Genomic DNA, 16,261 nt, shown 5'->3' with positions numbered 1-16,261 from the left:
CACAGGTTCTCTGTTTGCAACTGAATAACCTGTACCAACAAAAACGCCGCGATCCTCTCGCGGCGTTTTTGTGTCCGGGGTTCTTACCCCAGGTTCTTGCCCAGCAACGCGTGATACAGCTCGCTGTCGCCCAGAATCCCCACCACATGGTTGTTGTCGTGCAGCACCAGTTTGTTGCCGGTCTGGTAGCGAATCTGCAGCGCGTCGCGCATGCCGATGTTCGAGTCCACCAGTGTCGGCTTGCGCTCAAGGGCTTCCACTGCTTGCCCCGGTGCCCAGTTCTGCAGGTTCAGCACCGAACCGTTCTGCCGCGCACCCTTGATCGTGTTGCCTTCGGCCAGGTCCAGCCACGAATCGCCACCCGGGTCGAGGCACACCGAACCGTTGATGCGTTTGCAGTTGTCCAGCGTGCGCATCAGGCTGCGGCCACACAGGACGTTGAGCGGGTTGGTGTGGGCTACGAAGGTGCGCACATAGTCGTCCGCCGGGTTCAGTACGATCTCTTCCGGCACGCTGTACTGGATGATCCGGCCGTCCTTCATGATCGCGATGCGGCTACCCAGTTTCAGTGCTTCGTCGAGATCGTGACTCACAAACACGATGGTCTTGCTCAGCTTGCGTTGCAGTTCCAGCAGTTCATCCTGCAGGCCCTGACGGATCAGCGGGTCGAGTGCCGAGAACGGTTCGTCCATCAGCAGAATGTCGGCGTCCATCGCCAGTGCCCGGGCCAGGCCGACACGCTGCTGCATGCCGCCGGAGAGTTCATCGGGCTTCTTGTTGCGCCATTGGGTCAGGCCGACCAGTTCGAGCTTGTCGTCGACCAGCTTGCGCCGTTCCTTTTCCGGTCGGCCCTGCATTTCCAGACCGAAACTGATGTTCTCGCGCACCGTCAGCCACGGCATCAGGGCGAACTTCTGGAACACCATGGCGATGCGTTTGGTGCGCATCATTTTCAGTTCGGCCGGGGTGCAGGAAGCGATGTCGATCTGCTTGCCTTCGTGCTCGACGAACAGCTTGCCGCGACTCACGGTGTTGAGGCCGTTGATGCAGCGCAGCAGGCTCGACTTGCCGGAGCCGGACAGGCCCATCAGTACGCAGATCTCGCCCTTGTTGATGTCCAGACTGGCCTTTTCCACGCCGACGATCTGCCCGGTCTTTTTCAGGATCTCGCTGCGGGTCAAGCCTTGATCGAGAAGTTTCAGTGCTTCGCGCGGATCCTTGGTGAAGATCACGTCAACGTTATCGAAGCGAATTATGCTCATGCGTCACCCCCTACTTTGGCGTCGGGTTGTTTGCAGATACGGTCGAGCATGATCGCCAGCAGTACGATCGCCAGGCCCGCTTCGAAGCCCAGGGCGATATCAGCAGTGTTCAGTGCGTTGACCACCGGTTTGCCGAGTCCGTCGGCGCCTACCAGTGCCGCGATCACCACCATCGACAGCGACAGCATGATGCACTGGGTGATGCCGGCAGCGATGCTCGGCATGGCGTGAGGCAGTTCGATCCGTGAGAGCAATTGGCGACGCGAGCAGCCGAAGGCCTTGCCGGCGTCCATCAGTTCTTGCGGGACATCGCGGATGCCCAGGTAGGTCAGGCGGATCGGCGCAGCGATGGCGAACACCACCGTGGAGATCAGGCCCGGCACCACACCCAGCCCGAAGAGGGTCAGGGTAGGAATGAGGTAAACGAAGGTCGGTACGGTCTGCATCAGATCGAGTACCGGACGCATTAAAGTGTAGAACATCGGCTTGTGCGCAGCGACGATGCCCAGCGGTACGCCGATGACCACGCAGACCAGGGTCGCGAACATGACCTGGGCGAGGGTTTCCATGGTTTCCTGCCAGTACCCCAGGTTGAGGATCAGCAGGAACGAGGCAATCACAAAAACAGTCAGCCCCCATTTGCGCTGGATGAAATGCGCGAGCAGGGCGATGAGGCCGATCAAGACGAAGGGATTGAACCAGGTCAGCGCAAACGTCACGCCGTGGATCATCGTTTCCAGTGTCACGGCGATTGCGTCGAAGGTGCTGGCGCCGTGTTGCGTCAACCATTCAACGAAGCCCGCGATGTACTGGCCTAAAGGGATTTTCTGATCAATCAGCATGGTAGTGAACGTCCGCATGCAAGGAATAAACAGCCCGGGCGAGCGAACTCGCCCGGCGTAAGGCAATTACTGTGCGAGCTTGGCTTTCACGGCCTCCAGGCCTGGTTTACCGTCAATGGTGGTCACGCCAGCGAGCCAGGTATCGAGCACCTGTGGGTTCTTTTTCAGCCAGGCCTTGGCGGCCGCTTCAGGCTTCATCTTGTCGTCGAGGATGTTGCCCATCAGGGTACTTTCCATGTCGACGGTGAACTCCAGGTTCTTCAGCAACTGACCGACGTTGCTGCATTCGGTGGTGTAGCCCTTGCGGGTGTTGGTCGCCACGGTGGCAGCACCGAAATCGGGGCCGAAGAAGTCATCGCCGCCGGTCAGGTATTGAATCTTGAAGCGCTTGTTCATCGGGTGCGGCGCCCAGCCGAGGAAGACCACGGCGGTGTCGCGTTTCTGCGCGCGGTCGACCTGCGAGAGCATGCCCGCTTCGGACGATTCGACGACCTTGAAGCCGGCGGTTTTCAAACCGAAAGCGTCCTTGTCGATCATGCTCTGGATCAGGCGGTTGCCGTCGTTGCCAGGCTCGATGCCGTAAATCTTGCCATCGAGCTCTTTCTTGAATTTGGCGATGTCGGCGAAGTCATGCAGGCCCTTGTCGTACAGGGCTTGCGGTACGGCGAGGGTGTACTTGGCACCCTTGAGGTTGGTGCGCACCACTTCGACGGTGCCGGCATCGCGGTAGGCCTTGATGTCGTTTTCCATGGTCGGCATCCAGTTACCGAGGAACACATCCATGTTCTTGCCGTCGGCCAGCGACTTGTAGGTCACGGGCACGGAGATCATGGTGGTCTTGGTTTTGTAGCCGAGGGCGTCGAGCACCACCGAGGTGGTGGCGGTGGTGGCGGTGATGTCGGTCCAGCCGACATCGGAGAAGTTCACGGTACTGCACTGCGCCGGTTCTGCGGCTTGAGCCAGTAACGGCAGACTCAGCATGGCGGCCAACAACAACGACGGGGAACCTTTCATGGATGGACTCCTTGGTGTTTTTTTTGGCAGTGTTCCGACTGTGGACCACCGCACTTATAGGTTGCGGTTGGATGGCGTTCTGGAGACAGCTCTACCACGGCGCCTTGCAATCGAGTCATAACGATCATGTACCAGTGAAAATCTGACGCCTACAGGGTGGGTCGTATCCAGTACAGGGATGGTCGCATCCAGTGTCAGTGACGTCGTTTACAGCTTTTTTCCGCCCCGTTTGGCCATCTGAACCGCATAAAAACGGCGAAAACACGGGAGGAAACCGGCACGGCGTTGGTGGGCATGAGTGCGTCGGTGTCAGACGCCGAGCGACCTGACAAAAGCCTGATGATGCGGGCATTCCGGCGGATCGCAGCTTGAGCGTAGCAGCTCCGCCAGCGGGCGCTTAACGCCCCGGACCGGCATCCTCAGGAGCTCTGCAGCAATGGCTATCAGCGTTTTCGACCTGTTCAAAATCGGCATCGGCCCGTCCAGTTCCCACACCGTCGGCCCGATGCGCGCCGCCGCCCTGTTTGTCGAATCGCTGCGCGACCGGCACCTGCTCGAGCAGGTACGGCGTATAGAAGTGCAACTGTTCGGCTCACTGTCGGCTACCGGTATCGGCCACGGCAGCGACAATGCAGTGATCATGGGCTTGATGGGCGAGTGGCCGGACGCAATCGACCCGTCGCAGATCGGCCCGCGTATTCAGGCGCTGCGCGAAACTCACACGCTGTTATTGGATGGTCGTCTGTCGGTGCCGTTTGTCTGGGCTCGCGACATGCGCCTGATCGACGAAAACCTGCCGTTCCACCCCAACGCCATGACTCTGGTTGCCGAAGGCGATCACGGCGAAATTCATCGCGACACCTACTATTCGGTCGGTGGCGGTTTTGTCGTGGATCAGGCGCAGGCATCCAGCGGTGTGGTCGATCTGGATCGCACCGAATTGCCTTATGACTTTTCCAGCGCGGTGGAACTGCTGCAGCTGTGCCAAAAGAACAACCTGCGCGTCGCCGAACTGATGATGGCCAACGAAAAGGTCTGGCGCAGCGAAGAGGAAATCCGCGCCGGACTGATGAAGCTGTGGCGGGCGATGCAGGATTGCGTCGAGCAGGGCCTCAAGCACGAAGGCATCCTTCCCGGCGGTCTCAATGTGCGCCGGCGCGCGGCCAAGTTGCATCGCAGCCTGCAGGAGTTGAACAAGCCCAACGTGATCGGTTCGACGTTGAGCGCGATGGAATGGGTCAACCTGTTCGCCTTGGCGGTCAACGAAGAAAACGCCGCGGGCGGGCGTATGGTCACGGCGCCGACCAATGGCGCGGCGGGGATCATTCCGGCGGTGTTGCACTACTTTATGAAGTTCAGCGAAGCGGTCACCGACGCCAACGTCGTCGATTACTTCCTGGGCGCGGCGGCGGTGGGGATTCTGTGCAAGAAGAACGCCTCGATCTCCGGTGCCGAAGTCGGCTGCCAGGGCGAGGTCGGTTCGGCCTGCGCGATGGCGGCGGCGGGGTTGGCGGAGATTCTCGGCGCGACGCCGGAGCAACTGTGCAACGCGGCGGAAATCGGCCTGGAACACAACCTCGGCCTGACCTGTGATCCGGTCGGCGGCCTGGTGCAGGTGCCGTGTATCGAGCGCAACGCAATTGCCGCTGTGAAGGCGATCAACGCAGCGCAGATGGCCCTGCGTGGCGATGGTCAGCACTTCATCTCGCTGGACCGGGTGATCCGCACCATGCGTGATACCGGCGCCGATATGCATGACAAATATAAAGAGACCTCGCGGGGTGGTTTGGCGGTCAGCGCGGTTGAGTGCTGAGACCGTGTCGCTCCCATCGCGAGCAGGCTCACTCCTACACTTGGAATGCGTTCCCCTGTAGGAGTGAGCCTGCTCGCGATAGCGCCAGACCAATCAAAACTGCGCGCTAAGTGAACACAACAAAACAATCACGCCACCTTTTAGCGCGTCGCAATCAGATAAGAGCTTTTCCCACTCGCAGTGCGCCATTCGCACTCCCTGCCGTCCGTCACCCGTGCTTGCGGTGACACTCTGAAACAACTGCGCGCAAGCCCGTTCCCACAAGTGCTACCGATCTGCTCACGGGCAGCGGGGCAGGGCTCTCGGCGCCGCTGATGGCACTTCGAAACACCGTGTGTCCGACGTCTTGAATAGACACGTCGCGACGTCGTTTTCAGGAGTTATTGAACAGCCATTCAATTTTAGGCATGGCAATTGCTCTGTCATAACAAAGCCCGTCTCCCACGCGAGAACGCCGGCAATAACAAGAGCCTCCGCCTGAGGCCATCACCCGCTTTGTGTGAGGAGATACCGCGATGACGTCGTTCAACTCCGGGGCCCAACCCCAGAACCGTGCGCCTCAATCCATCGGCTTTCTGCTGCTGGACAATTTCACGCTGATTTCTCTGGCCTCCGCAGTCGAGCCCCTGCGAATGGCCAACCAATTGTCCGGTCGTGAGCTGTATCGCTGGAGCACCCTGACCGTCGATGGCGGTCAGGTGTGGGCCAGTGACGGTCTGCAAATCACCCCCGATGCCTCCATGCACAAAGCTCCGCCCCTGGACACCGTGATCGTCTGCGGCGGGATCGGCATTCAACGCACCGTGACCCGTGAACACGTCTCGTGGCTGCAAAGCCAGGCGCGTCAGTCCAAGCGTCTGGGCGCGGTGTGCACCGGCAGCTGGGCTTTGGCTTGCGCCGGTCTGCTCGACGGCTTCGATTGCAGCGTGCACTGGGAATGTCTGGCGGCGATGCAGGAAGCTTTCCCGCGTGTGGCGATGAGCACTCGCCTGTTCACCCTCGACCGTAACCGTTTCACCAGCTCCGGCGGCACCGCGCCATTGGACATGATGCTGCACCTGATCAGCCGCGATCATGGGCGTGAGCTGTCCGCCGCGATCTCGGAAATGTTCGTCTACGAACGCATCCGCAACGAGCAGGATCATCAGCGCGTGCCGCTCAAGCACATGCTCGGCACCAACCAGCCGAAACTGCAGGAAATCGTTGCGCTGATGGAAGCCAATCTGGAAGAGCCGATCGACCTCGACGAACTGGCGGTGTACGTCGCCGTGTCGCGTCGACAGCTGGAGCGGCTGTTCCAGAAATACCTGCACTGCTCGCCGTCGCGCTACTACTTGAAGCTGCGCCTGATCCGCGCGCGGCAGTTGCTCAAGCAAACGCCGATGTCGATCATCGAAGTGGCGTCGGTGTGTGGTTTCGTCTCGACGCCGCACTTCTCCAAGTGCTACCGCGAATACTTCGGCATTCCGCCGCGTGACGAACGCGTAGGCTCCAACACCACCCAGCAAGTGGCGATGCTGCCGCTGCCGCAGGCGATCGTGATGTCGCCGCTGTCGGGACCGATGTCGGCGTTGAGTCAGGCGCGTAATGAGTCGACGTTTGCCAGCGTAAGGCTGTAGACCGAGTCATCGTTCTTCGCGAGCAGGCTCGCTCCCACCTGGAATGCATTTCAAATGTGGGAGCGAGCCTGCTCGCGAATGGATTTATCAGGCGCTATGGCTTTGCTGGTAATCCGCCAACGCCGGCAACAACTGTTTGTCGATCGCCTGGCGCACCGCAGGCTGGATACTGGCGCCGCTGGTGTACATGTCCTTGACCATCTTGCGCAATTCAAACGCGCGAACATTGTCCAGACCACGCACCGCACACTCACAGGCCTGCTCGGCGGTCGAACCGCTCGGCACTTGAAAACCCAATGCCTTGAGCTGGCCCAACAAGTCTTCCTGATCGATCAAATCGGCATACATCATGGCGCGCTTCCTTCTTCGGCAACGGAGGTCGTGACTCGATTCTGGTGGGCATGTGGAGGCACGGCAAGGGCGATTTGTCGCAGTGGCCGCGACGGCTATGAACAGGTCGTTTTCGGCTAACTCAGTGCCAAGGGGAGTCGGCACACTGACCTCAGCTCGCTACAGACGGTTTGGTCACCCTCGACTGGCAGCTCCTCAACAGTACCCTCTGCCCCGATCCTGTCACGGCTTGTATCGGGGCTTTTTTTGCCCGTGAATCCGGGAGCGGTGTGTGGTTGGCTCTGACGCCTTCGCGAGCAGGCTCGCTCCCACATTTGAAATGCATTCCAGTGTGGGAGCGAGCCTGCTCGCGAAGAACGATGACGCGGTTTACCGTTGCAACACCAGAATCCGCGACAACAACTCATCCCGATCGATGTAGCAACCCTGGAAATGCCGCGCCCCGGTCGCTGGATCAAACGCATTGCGCGCATGCAGCGTGCGGCGGTTATCGAAGCACCACAGCTCCCCCGGATTGAGTCGCTGCATCAGCCGAAATCGTGGCTCGCGGGTCATCGCAATCAAGCGCCGATAGGCCCGGTACAGCAGCGGCATCTGCTCCACCGATGTATCGAATGCGCCGCGCAAAAAGTTCGCCATGCGAATCTCCGCGACCCGGCCCAGCGCATCCAGCGCAATGATCGGCGCCAGGCAACGATAGTCGCTGTGGCGGTCCTTGTTGCGAAACTCCACGGGGATTTCGCACAGCGCCTGGAACAGCTCCGGTGCTTCCTGACGCAACGCGTCGGCAATCGCAAAACCATCGACGAAAATACTCTCGCCACCCTCGGCATCATTCACCAGGCAATGCAGAAATTGCAGACCCGGTTGCAGCTCGCGAGTCGGCAAGTCGGTGTGCAACGGCAGGTTGAAAGCGGTGTAGGCGTTGCTGTCGGCATCGGCCTTGGACTGCACGTTGAACAGCACGCCGAAGTTGCTCTCGCGGATGAACGAAATGCGCTGGGCGATCAGCTTCAGCGAACCCGGTTCGGTGGGCACGCCGCGCACCTGAGTCAGGCCGATGTCGCGTACCGCGATCAACCATTGCAGCAGCGCGCCGTTGTCGTTTATCAGCGCTGAATATTCGAATACCGGTAGCTGCAAATCGCTGCGCCACAGGTAAGCCTTGGGTTTGGCGGCCAGACGTTCGGCGCGGGACTCGTCGTCATAGGCGTGCGCACGCAGCCAGCCCGGATCGAAGCGACTGCGATGGCCGTCCTGCCAGTCGATCTGCAGACAGCCGTCGCTGTCGATGTGCGCGTTGGCGGGGACGAGATCCGGCGCGGCATCGACGATCTCGAATACCTGCTCACGGGTGACGGTGTAGACGCACTGCTCGCACGGGCAGTTATCTCGCAACCAGACGTGATGGAACGGGCTGACGCGGCCGTCGGCCCAGGCAATCGACACGCGATCCGCCAGGTTCTGCACGCCGCTCAGCGCGCTGATCAACGGATAAGTACGGAAATCGGCAACAGCGGCAGCGGTGTGCATGGCGGCTCCTTGCGTGGGAGGGATTAACGGGCGGGTGGCAGAGCGATGACACGGCCGATGTAAGCCGGGGCGGGCAGATCGACTTGCTCGGCGGCGATGGCTTGCAGGCGGCTCAAGGTGTCCGGGGTGAACGGCGCGGAACGTGGGCCGGCGAGATCGACGTGCAACAGCATCTGCTCGTTACCGGCCAGTTCCTTGTCGTCGCCGGCCAGGTGCAGGCTGTGATAGAGGTGCAGGCGTTTGCTGTCGTGGCCGATGATTTGCGTGCGCACCTCGACCTCGGCGCCGAGCTTCACTTCGTGCAGGTAATTCAGGTGCAGTTCAAGGGTAAACAGCGAGTGGCCGCTGGCTTCGCGGTTGTTGCTGTCCATGCCGAGACGGTCCATGAGCGCGTCGGTGGCGTAGCTGAAAATCAGCAGATAGAAGGCGTCGCGCAGATGGCCGTTGTAGTCGACCCAGTCGGGGATGATGGTGGTTTGGTAGGTGGTGAGAGTGGGCATGGTGTCAGATCCAACATTATTAGTGACTGGGCTGCCGTCTTCGCGAGCAAGCCCGCTCCCACATTGGAATGCGGTCACCTGTGGGAGCGGGCTTGCTCGCGAAGGGGCCGGAATTGCTGAGCAAGGATTACTCGCTGAAACTCATTCCATGCTTTTCTTTGGTGGTCTTCACCGCCTCCAGCACCGCCAGCAGGCAGTCATCACGATAGCGCTCCAGCGCCGAAATGCTGTGGCGGCCGAGCTGGTCGCTGGTGCCATCGACCACATCGTCGATCAGCTTGTCGGTCAGTTCCGGTGCCGGCAGATAAGTCCACGGCAACTGCAACGCGGGGCCGAACTGCGACATGAAGTGACGCATCCCCGCGTCACCGCCGGCCAGCGTATAGGTCAGGAACGTGCCCATGAACGACCAGCGCAGCCCGGCGCCAAAACGGATCGCGTCGTCGATCTCGCCAGTGGTCGCCACCCCGTCGTTGACCAGGTGCAGCGCCTCGCGCCACAGCGCTTCGAGCAGACGGTCAGCGATGAATCCCGGCACTTCCTTGCGCACATGCAGCGGGCGCATGCCGAGGGATTCGTAGACTTTCATCGCCGCTTGCACGGCCTCGGGCGCGGTGTTCTTGCCGCCGACCACTTCCACCAGCGGCAGCAGGTAAACCGGGTTGAACGGGTGCCCGACCACGCAGCGTTCAGGGTGGGTCGAGCTCTCGTAGAACTCGCTCGGCAACAGGCCGGAAGTGCTCGATCCGATCAAGGCATCAGGCTTGGCCGCTGCGCTGATTTTGCTGTGCAGATCGAGTTTCAGCTCGAGGCGTTCCGGGGCACTTTCCTGAATGAAATCGGCATCGCGCACGCATTCTTCGATGGTCGCGACAAAACGCAGACGATCCTGCGAAGCACCGGGCGCCAGACCGTTTTTCTCCAGCGCACCCCAGGCATTCGCCACGCGTTTGCGCAGCGCAGCTTCAGCGCCGGGCGCCGGGTCCCAGGCCACCACGTCGAGGCCATGGGCGAGGGCACGCGCGACCCAGCCGCTGCCGATGACACCGCTGCCGAGGGCGGCGAAGGTTTTGATGTCGGTGATAAAGCTCATGGTGATTTCCTGAATTTGGCACAAAAAACTGTGGGAGCGGGCTTGCTCGCGAAGAGGCCGGTACATCCGACGCATCTTTATGGGCAGAGCCAGCGCCTTCGCGAGCAAGCCCGCTCCCATAGGGGGAAATGAGTGCTGGGTCAGCCGCGCTGGGTCAGGCCCATCTTCTTGCGGCCCTCAGCCGGGGTCAGCACGCGGGCGCCGAGGCGGCTGAGGATCTCGCTGGCGCGTTCGACCAGTTGGCCGTTGGTCGCCAGCACGCCCTTGTCCAGCCACAGGTTGTCTTCCAGACCAACCCGCACGTTGCCGCCGAGCAGCACCGCTTGCGCGGCCATTGGCATCTGCATGCGGCCGATGCCGAACCCGGCCCACACCGCATCGGCGGGCAGGTTGTCGACCATGGCTTTCATGGTGGTGGTGTCGGCCGGCGCACCCCACGGGATGCCCAGGCACAGCTGGAACAGCGGGTTGTCGAGCAAGCCTTCCTTGATCATCTGCTTGGCGAACCATAGATGGCCGGTGTCGAAAATTTCCAGTTCGGCCTTCACCCCCAGCTCGGTGATGCGCTTGGCGCCGGCGCGCAGTTGCGCCGGGGTCGAGACGTAAATGGTGTCGCCGTCGCCGAAGTTCAGCGTGCCGCAATCGAGGGTGCAGATTTCCGGCAGCAGTTCTTCAACGTGAGCCAGACGGGTCAGCGGGCCGACCAGATCGGTGTTCGGGCCGAACTCCATCGGGTGCTCGCCGGCACCGATCTCCAGGTCGCCGCCCATGCCGGCGGTGAGGTTGACGATGATGTCGACGTCGGCCTCACGGATGCGCTCCATCACTTCGCGGTACAGCGCCACGTCACGGCTGAACTTGCCGGTCTGCGGGTCGCGCACGTGGCAGTGGACGACGGTGGCGCCGGCCTTGGCCGCTTCCACGGCAGCCGCTGCAATCTGTTTCGGGGTGACCGGCACGTGGGGGCTCTTGGCGGTCGTGTCGCCAGCACCGGTGAGTGCGCAGGTGATGATGACGTCGTGGTTCATGGTGCGGTTTCCTTCAGGCGTGATGGGTTTGTTCGCAGCCCTTTCTCGGGCTGCGAAGCGTGTGTTCGGGCTTGGGTTATTTGCTGGTCAGTTGCAGATTTTCAGCGGCCGGTTTGCCGTCGAAGGTGGTTACACCTTCCAGCCAGCGCTGCTTGTCTTCGGGGTGATCCTTGAGCCATTGCTTGGCCGATTCGAAGGCGTCCTTGTGATCGAGCAGTGGCTGCATCATCCGGCTCTCGTCTTCGGCGGTGAACGTCAGGTTGCTCAGCAGGCGACCGATGTTCGGGCACTGTTCGGCGTATTTCGGCGCGGTGACAGTCCACACCGTGGCCATGCCTTCGTTCGGGCCGAGGGCGTCTTCGCTGCCAGTGAGGTAAGTCATCTTGACGTTGACGTTCATCGGGTGCGGCGCCCAGCCGAAGAACACCACGGCCTCTTTGCGGCGCACGGCGCGGTCGACGGCGGCGAGCATCCCGGCTTCGCTGGACTCGACCAGCTGGAATTTGCCGAGGCCGAACTGGTTCTTGGCGATCATCGCCTTGATCTGCGTGTTGGCGCCCGAACCCGGTTCGATCCCGTAGATCTTGCCGCCCAGTTCCTTTTCGAACTTGGCAATGTCGGCAAAAGTCTTCAGACCCTTGTCGGCCAGATAGGTCGGCACGGCGAGGGTCGCGCGGGCATCCTTCAGGTTCGGTGCTTCCAGGACTTTGACCTGGTTGGCGTCGACGAACGGGGTGATGGTCTGGGTCATCAGCGGGTTCCAGTAACCGAGGAACAGGTCCAGACGCTGATCGCGGATCCCGGCGAAGATGATTTGCTGGGACGCGCTGGTTTGTTTGGTGCTGTAGCCGAGGCCGTCGAGCAGGACCTGGGTCATGGCACTGGTGGCGATCACGTCGGTCCAGTTGACGACGCCCATGCGCACGTTCTGGCACGAGGCGGGTTCGGCTGCCATGACGCTGGCGCTCAAGAAAGCGGTACCGCTGAGTGCAAGAACACAGCTGCTGATCAGTCGTTTCATGTCGGGTTCCTCGGCAGGTCGTTTATTGTGAGTTCCGGCATCTGGCGTGCCGGTGATGCCAAGTTACGCAGCAACGGCCCCGTGAAAGCGCACTGCGGCGACTGGCATTTGCACTGTAGCGACCTGTGCGCTTGAACGCTGACGACAATCGGCGTATCAACGATCCACGCTACCCGCTAACCGAGTGCGCACATGTCCCAGGATTTCTACTTTCTGCTGATGCCGGGGTTTTCCGCCATCGGCTTTATCTCCGCGATCGAACCGCTGCGGGTAGCCAACCGTTTTCGTGGCGAGCTGTACCGCTGGCACGTGCTCAGCGCCGATGGCGGGGCGGTGCTGGCGAGCAACGGCATGTCGGTCAACGCCGACGCGGCGCTGGAGCCGCTGAAGAAAGGTGCGACGCTGTTAGTGGTGGCCGGATTCGAACCGCTGAAGTTCGCCACGCCAACCCTTGAGCACTGGCTGCGCCGCCTGGACAACGAAGGCGTGACCCTCGGTGCCATCGACACCGGCAGTTTCGTCCTCGCCGAAGCCGGCCTGCTCGACGGCCATCGCCTGACCTTGCACTGGGAGGCCATCGATGCGTTCAAGGAATCTTATCCACAGCTCAGCGTCACCCAGGAACTGTTCGAGATCGACCGCCGGCGCATCACCTCGGCGGGCGGCACGGCGTCTATCGATCTGATGCTTGATCTGATCGCCCAGGCCCATGGCCCGCAACTGGCGATTCAGGTCAGCGAGCAGTTCGTGCTGGGACGGATACGTCCGCGCAAGGACCACCAGCGCATGGAAGTCGCCACGCGCTACGGCATCAGCAACAAGAAGCTGGTGCAGGTGATTGGCGAGATGGAACAACACAGCGAACCACCGCTGACCACGCTGCAACTGGCGGAATCGATCAAGGTGACACGGCGACAGTTGGAGCGCCTGTTTCGGCTGCATCTGAACGACACGCCGAGCAATTTCTATCTGCGGTTGCGATTGGAAAAAGCCCGGCAGCTGTTGCGTCAGACCGATATGAGCGTGCTCGAAGTCAGCATCGCCTGCGGCTTTGAATCGCCGTCGTATTTCACCCGCAGCTATCGAGCAAAATTCGCCCGCTGCCCCCGCGAAGACCGCCGTACCGCCCAAGCTTGAATGGATGCACACAAAACCAATGTGGGAGCGGGCTTGCTCGCGAAAGCGGAGTGTCAGTCGAAACATGAGTTGACTGATCCACCGCATTCGCGAGCAAGCCCGCTCCCACATTTTTGATCTTCAGTGTCTGAAGAAAAGGTTACTTCTTCACCAACGCCGAACACGCCGCTTTATAAGCCTCATGCTGATACTTGTTCAGCGTCCCCGGCAGCTCGAAATTGTGCTTCTTGGCCTGGGCATTGATCGTCTGCGGCGACAACAACGTCACCTCACACCCGTCCAGCAACTGAAACACACCCTCGATCTTGAACGTGGTCGGACCACCGGCAAACTCACCCTTCTTGCTGCGCTTCTTGATCGCAATCCGGTCAATCGAATGCTCGCGCACAAACGAAGCAACCTGCGCCGCGAAGCGTTTGACGTTAGCCGCCTCGTCATCATCGTCGAGGGCGATTTTCTTGGTGTTGAGCGCCACATGGCTCAGCGTTGCCCCGTCAAGGGAGGCCACGGCGATGATCGCTTCGCTGCCTTTGATTTCGATGCCGCAGATGTTCATGGGAATTCCTTTGAATAAAGAGGGCAGCCTACAACTCAAGCTGATTGGCGGTGATGCCGAACGCTGCGGCAATTTTCTCGCGTGTGGCCTTGCGAGGCTTGGCGACTGTTTCCTGCTGAGCAAACGCCGGTTGTGAAATACCCATGCGTTTGGCGACTTCTTCCTGAGTCAAGTTGAGATATTCACGCCAGGCACGGATCGGTGTCGCCCCGTCGACCATCCGACTGACGACTTCATGGGGAATCAGGTCGGGCTGCTTTTTCTGCGCAATGTACTGCGCGTAAGGGATGACGACGAAGGCTGGGTTGCCTTCAGCGTCGTTGATGATTTGGATGTCAGTAGGTGCGTTCATCGCGTTTCTTGACCTCTTGAATACTGATCACTTTGATTGCGCCATCCCAGTCAAACATGACTCGATAATTGCCGACGCGCAGGCGGTAGGCGTAGTCATGGCCAATCAGTGCTTTGACATTGCCCACATCAGGCATGTCGGCGAGCGACGTAACGGCATCTCGAACCTTTACCTGATGCACAGAGTGCAATTTCAAGAGTTGCTTAACGGCCTTTCGTGTCCAGTGGATGCTGTTCATGGAAGAATATAAGTCTTTTATAAGATTCGCGAATCTTTACTTATATTTCCAATGTGACCAATCAAGAACTGTTGTCAGCATATTGCGTGAAAGGCCCGTAGATCGGAGCTTTCACGCAATACGTGTAGGCGAAGTCGGCATGTGCCGTAAGAAGAAGAGATTCACGAGGCGAATGCAGAAAGTGGTTCCAATTTTCCTTCAAATTTTGAGGACTATTCCTGCCCAATCGACTCCAAAAACTCCGACCGTTCGTCACTCATCCGTGCCACGCAGTCATTCTGCGCAATCTTGAACGCCTTGCTGCCTTCGGTGGCCGGGAATGCTTCCACCGCGCAATCCGCATCCCGCGTCTTCAGCCACTGCTGCTGAGCCGTCTTCAGTTTGGCGGTGATGTCGGCCAGTTGCGCGGCGTTTTTGCCATAGGTGGTCTGCATGCGCTCGTTGAGGCTGGCGTAGTTGTCCTTGAGCAGGTCTTCGGCGGTGCTGCGGCTGTAGGTCGAGCACTCCAGGGTCTGGACGTCGTTTTCCACCGCGTCGCACGGGTTGTTGTCGGTCTCTTCGGCGGCGTGTACGCCGGTCGCCATCAGTGCCAAAGCCAGGAAGATCGATTTCATGGTTGTCGCCGCTCTAATCCAGTGGTGTATCCAAGATGCGCCAGATTCTGGCTCAAGCTGGCGGGCTTGAACAGGTAGCTGATCGGGACGCCTGGCGACCCTTTGTCGCGGATTGACGCTTTCGGCAATTCCCCTGTCGTTTTTGCACCCGGTCGCCCCGGCACCGAGGCATATGCTGGCCCCAAAGCGCCGGCAGACGATTCGGCGCATGAATCGCCAATAAGGGGACGCCTGATGAGCCCAGCCGAATTACACGCCGACAGCATCGTTATCGACGGTCTGATCATTGCCAAATGGAACCGCGAGCTGTTCGAAGACATGCGCAAGGGCGGTCTGACGGCGGCCAACTGCACTGTGTCGGTGTGGGAAGGCTTTCAGGCGACCGTGAACAATATTGCCGCCAGCCTGAAGCTGATCCGCGAAAACAGCGACCTGGTGATGCCGGTGCGCACCACCGCCGACATCCGCCGCGCCAAGGAGCAGGGCAAGACCGGCATCCTTTTCGGCTTCCAGAACGCCCACGCGTTCGAAGACCAGATCGGCTATGTCGAGGTGTTCAAGCAGCTCGGCGTCGGCATCGTGCAGATGTGCTACAACACCCAGAACCTGGTCGGCACCGGCTGCTACGAGCGTGACGGCGGCCTGTCGGGCTTCGGTCGCGAAATCGTCGCCGAGATGAACCGCGTCGGCGTCATGTGCGACCTGTCCCACGTTGGCTCCAAGACTTCCGAAGAAGTCATCCTCGAATCGAAAAAACCGGTCTGCTATTCCCACTGCCTGCCGTCGGGTCTGAAAGAGCACCCACGCAACAAGTCCGATGCTGAACTGAAGTTCATTGCTGACCACGGCGGTTTTGTTGGCGTGACCATGTTCGCGCCATTCCTCGCCAAGGGCATCGATTCGACCATCGACGATTACGCCGAAGCCATCGAATACACCATGAACATCGTCGGCGAAGACGCCATCGGCATCGGCACCGACTTCACCCAGGGTCACGGCCAGGACTTCTTCGAATACCTGACCCACGACAAGGGCTACGCCCGTCGTCTGACCAGCTTCGGCAAGATCATCAACCCGCTGGGCATCCGCACTGTCGGCGAGTTCCCGAACCTGACCGAAACCCTGCTCAAGCGCGGCCACTCCGAGCGTGTGGTGCGCAAGATCATGGGCGAGAACTGGGTGAACGTCCTCAAAGACGTCTGGGGCGAATGAATAACTCTGGAGCCTACTCCGCTCGCCGATAGCTGCGTCAGGTCCTCGCGCCAAACTCGCCGTACGTCCCGTACTG

At 60.3% G+C, this 16,261-nt stretch carries 17 protein-coding genes; 4 read left to right on the top strand and 13 right to left on the bottom strand.

Annotated elements, in window-relative coordinates; all coding sequences use genetic code 11:
* Positions 1-83: 83 nt before the first annotated feature.
* The 3 genes from choV to QRN61_RS00680 form a co-directional block, all read right to left on the bottom strand.
* Positions 84-1,262 (bottom strand): choline ABC transporter ATP-binding protein, encoded by a 1,179-nt coding sequence (gene choV / locus QRN61_RS00690; RefSeq protein ID WP_007962646.1) that lies wholly within the window; start codon positions 1,260-1,262, stop codon positions 84-86.
* Positions 1,259-2,104 carry a choline ABC transporter permease subunit gene (gene choW / locus QRN61_RS00685; protein ID WP_007962645.1) on the bottom strand — a complete coding sequence of 282 codons (846 nt, stop codon included), beginning with the start codon at positions 2,102-2,104 and terminating at the stop codon, positions 1,259-1,261. The genes choV and choW overlap by 4 nt, the downstream gene beginning before the upstream one ends.
* A 66-nt stretch (positions 2,105-2,170) precedes the next feature.
* Positions 2,171-3,118, bottom strand: coding sequence for a choline ABC transporter substrate-binding protein (locus QRN61_RS00680; protein ID WP_027610641.1), 948 nt, complete (start codon positions 3,116-3,118; stop codon positions 2,171-2,173).
* Positions 3,119-3,554: 436 nt separating this feature from the next.
* Between QRN61_RS00680 and QRN61_RS00675 the strand changes: the two genes are divergently transcribed.
* Positions 3,555-4,931: an L-serine ammonia-lyase gene (locus QRN61_RS00675; protein WP_115985992.1), complete on the top strand. Its 1,377-nt coding sequence runs from the start codon at positions 3,555-3,557 to the stop codon at positions 4,929-4,931.
* 515 nt (positions 4,932-5,446) lie between these two features.
* A complete protein-coding gene (gene gbdR, locus QRN61_RS00670) occupies positions 5,447-6,550 on the top strand; it encodes a choline metabolism transcriptional regulator GbdR (RefSeq protein WP_007949927.1) in 1,104 nt (367 codons plus the stop codon).
* 87 nt (positions 6,551-6,637) lie between these two features.
* On the opposite strand, the gene QRN61_RS00665 is transcribed toward gbdR, so the two are convergent.
* The 6 genes from QRN61_RS00665 to QRN61_RS00640 all read right to left on the bottom strand — a co-directional run bounded on the left by QRN61_RS00665 (position 6,638) and on the right by QRN61_RS00640 (position 12,076).
* Positions 6,638-6,901, bottom strand: a complete 264-nt coding sequence (locus tag QRN61_RS00665) for a hypothetical protein (protein ID WP_007962640.1) — start codon at positions 6,899-6,901, stop codon at positions 6,638-6,640.
* Between the two features lie 369 nt (positions 6,902-7,270).
* Positions 7,271-8,434 carry a gamma-butyrobetaine dioxygenase gene (locus QRN61_RS00660; RefSeq protein WP_285373000.1) on the bottom strand — a complete coding sequence of 388 codons (1,164 nt, stop codon included), beginning with the start codon at positions 8,432-8,434 and terminating at the stop codon, positions 7,271-7,273.
* Between the two features lie 23 nt (positions 8,435-8,457).
* A complete protein-coding gene (locus QRN61_RS00655; RefSeq protein WP_097089043.1) occupies positions 8,458-8,934 on the bottom strand; it encodes a thioesterase family protein in 477 nt (158 codons plus the stop codon).
* A gap of 127 nt (positions 8,935-9,061) precedes the next feature.
* Positions 9,062-10,027 (bottom strand): L-carnitine dehydrogenase, encoded by a 966-nt coding sequence (locus QRN61_RS00650; RefSeq protein WP_096795714.1) that lies wholly within the window; start codon positions 10,025-10,027, stop codon positions 9,062-9,064.
* 140 nt (positions 10,028-10,167) lie between these two features.
* Positions 10,168-11,055, bottom strand: coding sequence for a 3-dehydrocarnitine:acetyl-CoA trimethylamine transferase CdhC (cdhC, locus tag QRN61_RS00645; protein WP_086793588.1), 888 nt, complete (start codon positions 11,053-11,055; stop codon positions 10,168-10,170).
* A gap of 76 nt (positions 11,056-11,131) precedes the next feature.
* Complete coding sequence (locus QRN61_RS00640; RefSeq protein WP_247267328.1) at positions 11,132-12,076, bottom strand: choline ABC transporter substrate-binding protein; 945 nt, start codon at positions 12,074-12,076, stop codon at positions 11,132-11,134.
* 192 nt (positions 12,077-12,268) lie between these two features.
* Here QRN61_RS00640 and QRN61_RS00635 point away from each other — a divergent pair, with 192 nt between their 5' ends.
* Positions 12,269-13,213, top strand: coding sequence for a GlxA family transcriptional regulator (locus QRN61_RS00635; protein ID WP_025108540.1), 945 nt, complete (start codon positions 12,269-12,271; stop codon positions 13,211-13,213).
* 139 nt (positions 13,214-13,352) lie between these two features.
* Here the strand turns inward: QRN61_RS00635 and QRN61_RS00630 are convergent, their stop codons facing one another.
* From QRN61_RS00630 to QRN61_RS00615, 4 genes are all read right to left on the bottom strand, one after another.
* Positions 13,353-13,769, bottom strand: a complete 417-nt coding sequence (locus QRN61_RS00630; protein ID WP_064589572.1) for a DUF3010 family protein — start codon at positions 13,767-13,769, stop codon at positions 13,353-13,355.
* Between the two features lie 28 nt (positions 13,770-13,797).
* Complete coding sequence (locus tag QRN61_RS00625; RefSeq protein ID WP_096795712.1) at positions 13,798-14,121, bottom strand: helix-turn-helix domain-containing protein; 324 nt, start codon at positions 14,119-14,121, stop codon at positions 13,798-13,800.
* The gene (locus QRN61_RS00620; RefSeq protein ID WP_096795711.1) at positions 14,105-14,359 is read right to left on the bottom strand and encodes a type II toxin-antitoxin system RelE family toxin; all 255 of its coding nucleotides are present in this window, start codon (positions 14,357-14,359) and stop codon (positions 14,105-14,107) included. Before QRN61_RS00620 ends, QRN61_RS00625 begins: the two co-directional genes overlap by 17 nt.
* 212 nt (positions 14,360-14,571) lie before the next feature.
* Positions 14,572-14,973 carry a lysozyme inhibitor LprI family protein gene (locus tag QRN61_RS00615; protein WP_097089169.1) on the bottom strand — a complete coding sequence of 134 codons (402 nt, stop codon included), beginning with the start codon at positions 14,971-14,973 and terminating at the stop codon, positions 14,572-14,574.
* Positions 14,974-15,207: 234 nt separating this feature from the next.
* Between QRN61_RS00615 and QRN61_RS00610 the strand changes: the two genes are divergently transcribed.
* Positions 15,208-16,185 carry a dipeptidase gene (locus tag QRN61_RS00610; protein WP_285372997.1) on the top strand — a complete coding sequence of 326 codons (978 nt, stop codon included), beginning with the start codon at positions 15,208-15,210 and terminating at the stop codon, positions 16,183-16,185.
* The last annotated feature ends 76 nt before the right edge of the window (positions 16,186-16,261 follow it).

This window comes from Pseudomonas sp. lyk4-TYG-107, from assembly GCF_030209055.1.
GTDB classification, from domain to species: domain Bacteria; phylum Pseudomonadota; class Gammaproteobacteria; order Pseudomonadales; family Pseudomonadaceae; genus Aquipseudomonas; species Aquipseudomonas putida_A.
This window is presented reverse-complemented; position numbering and strand designations above follow the sequence as displayed.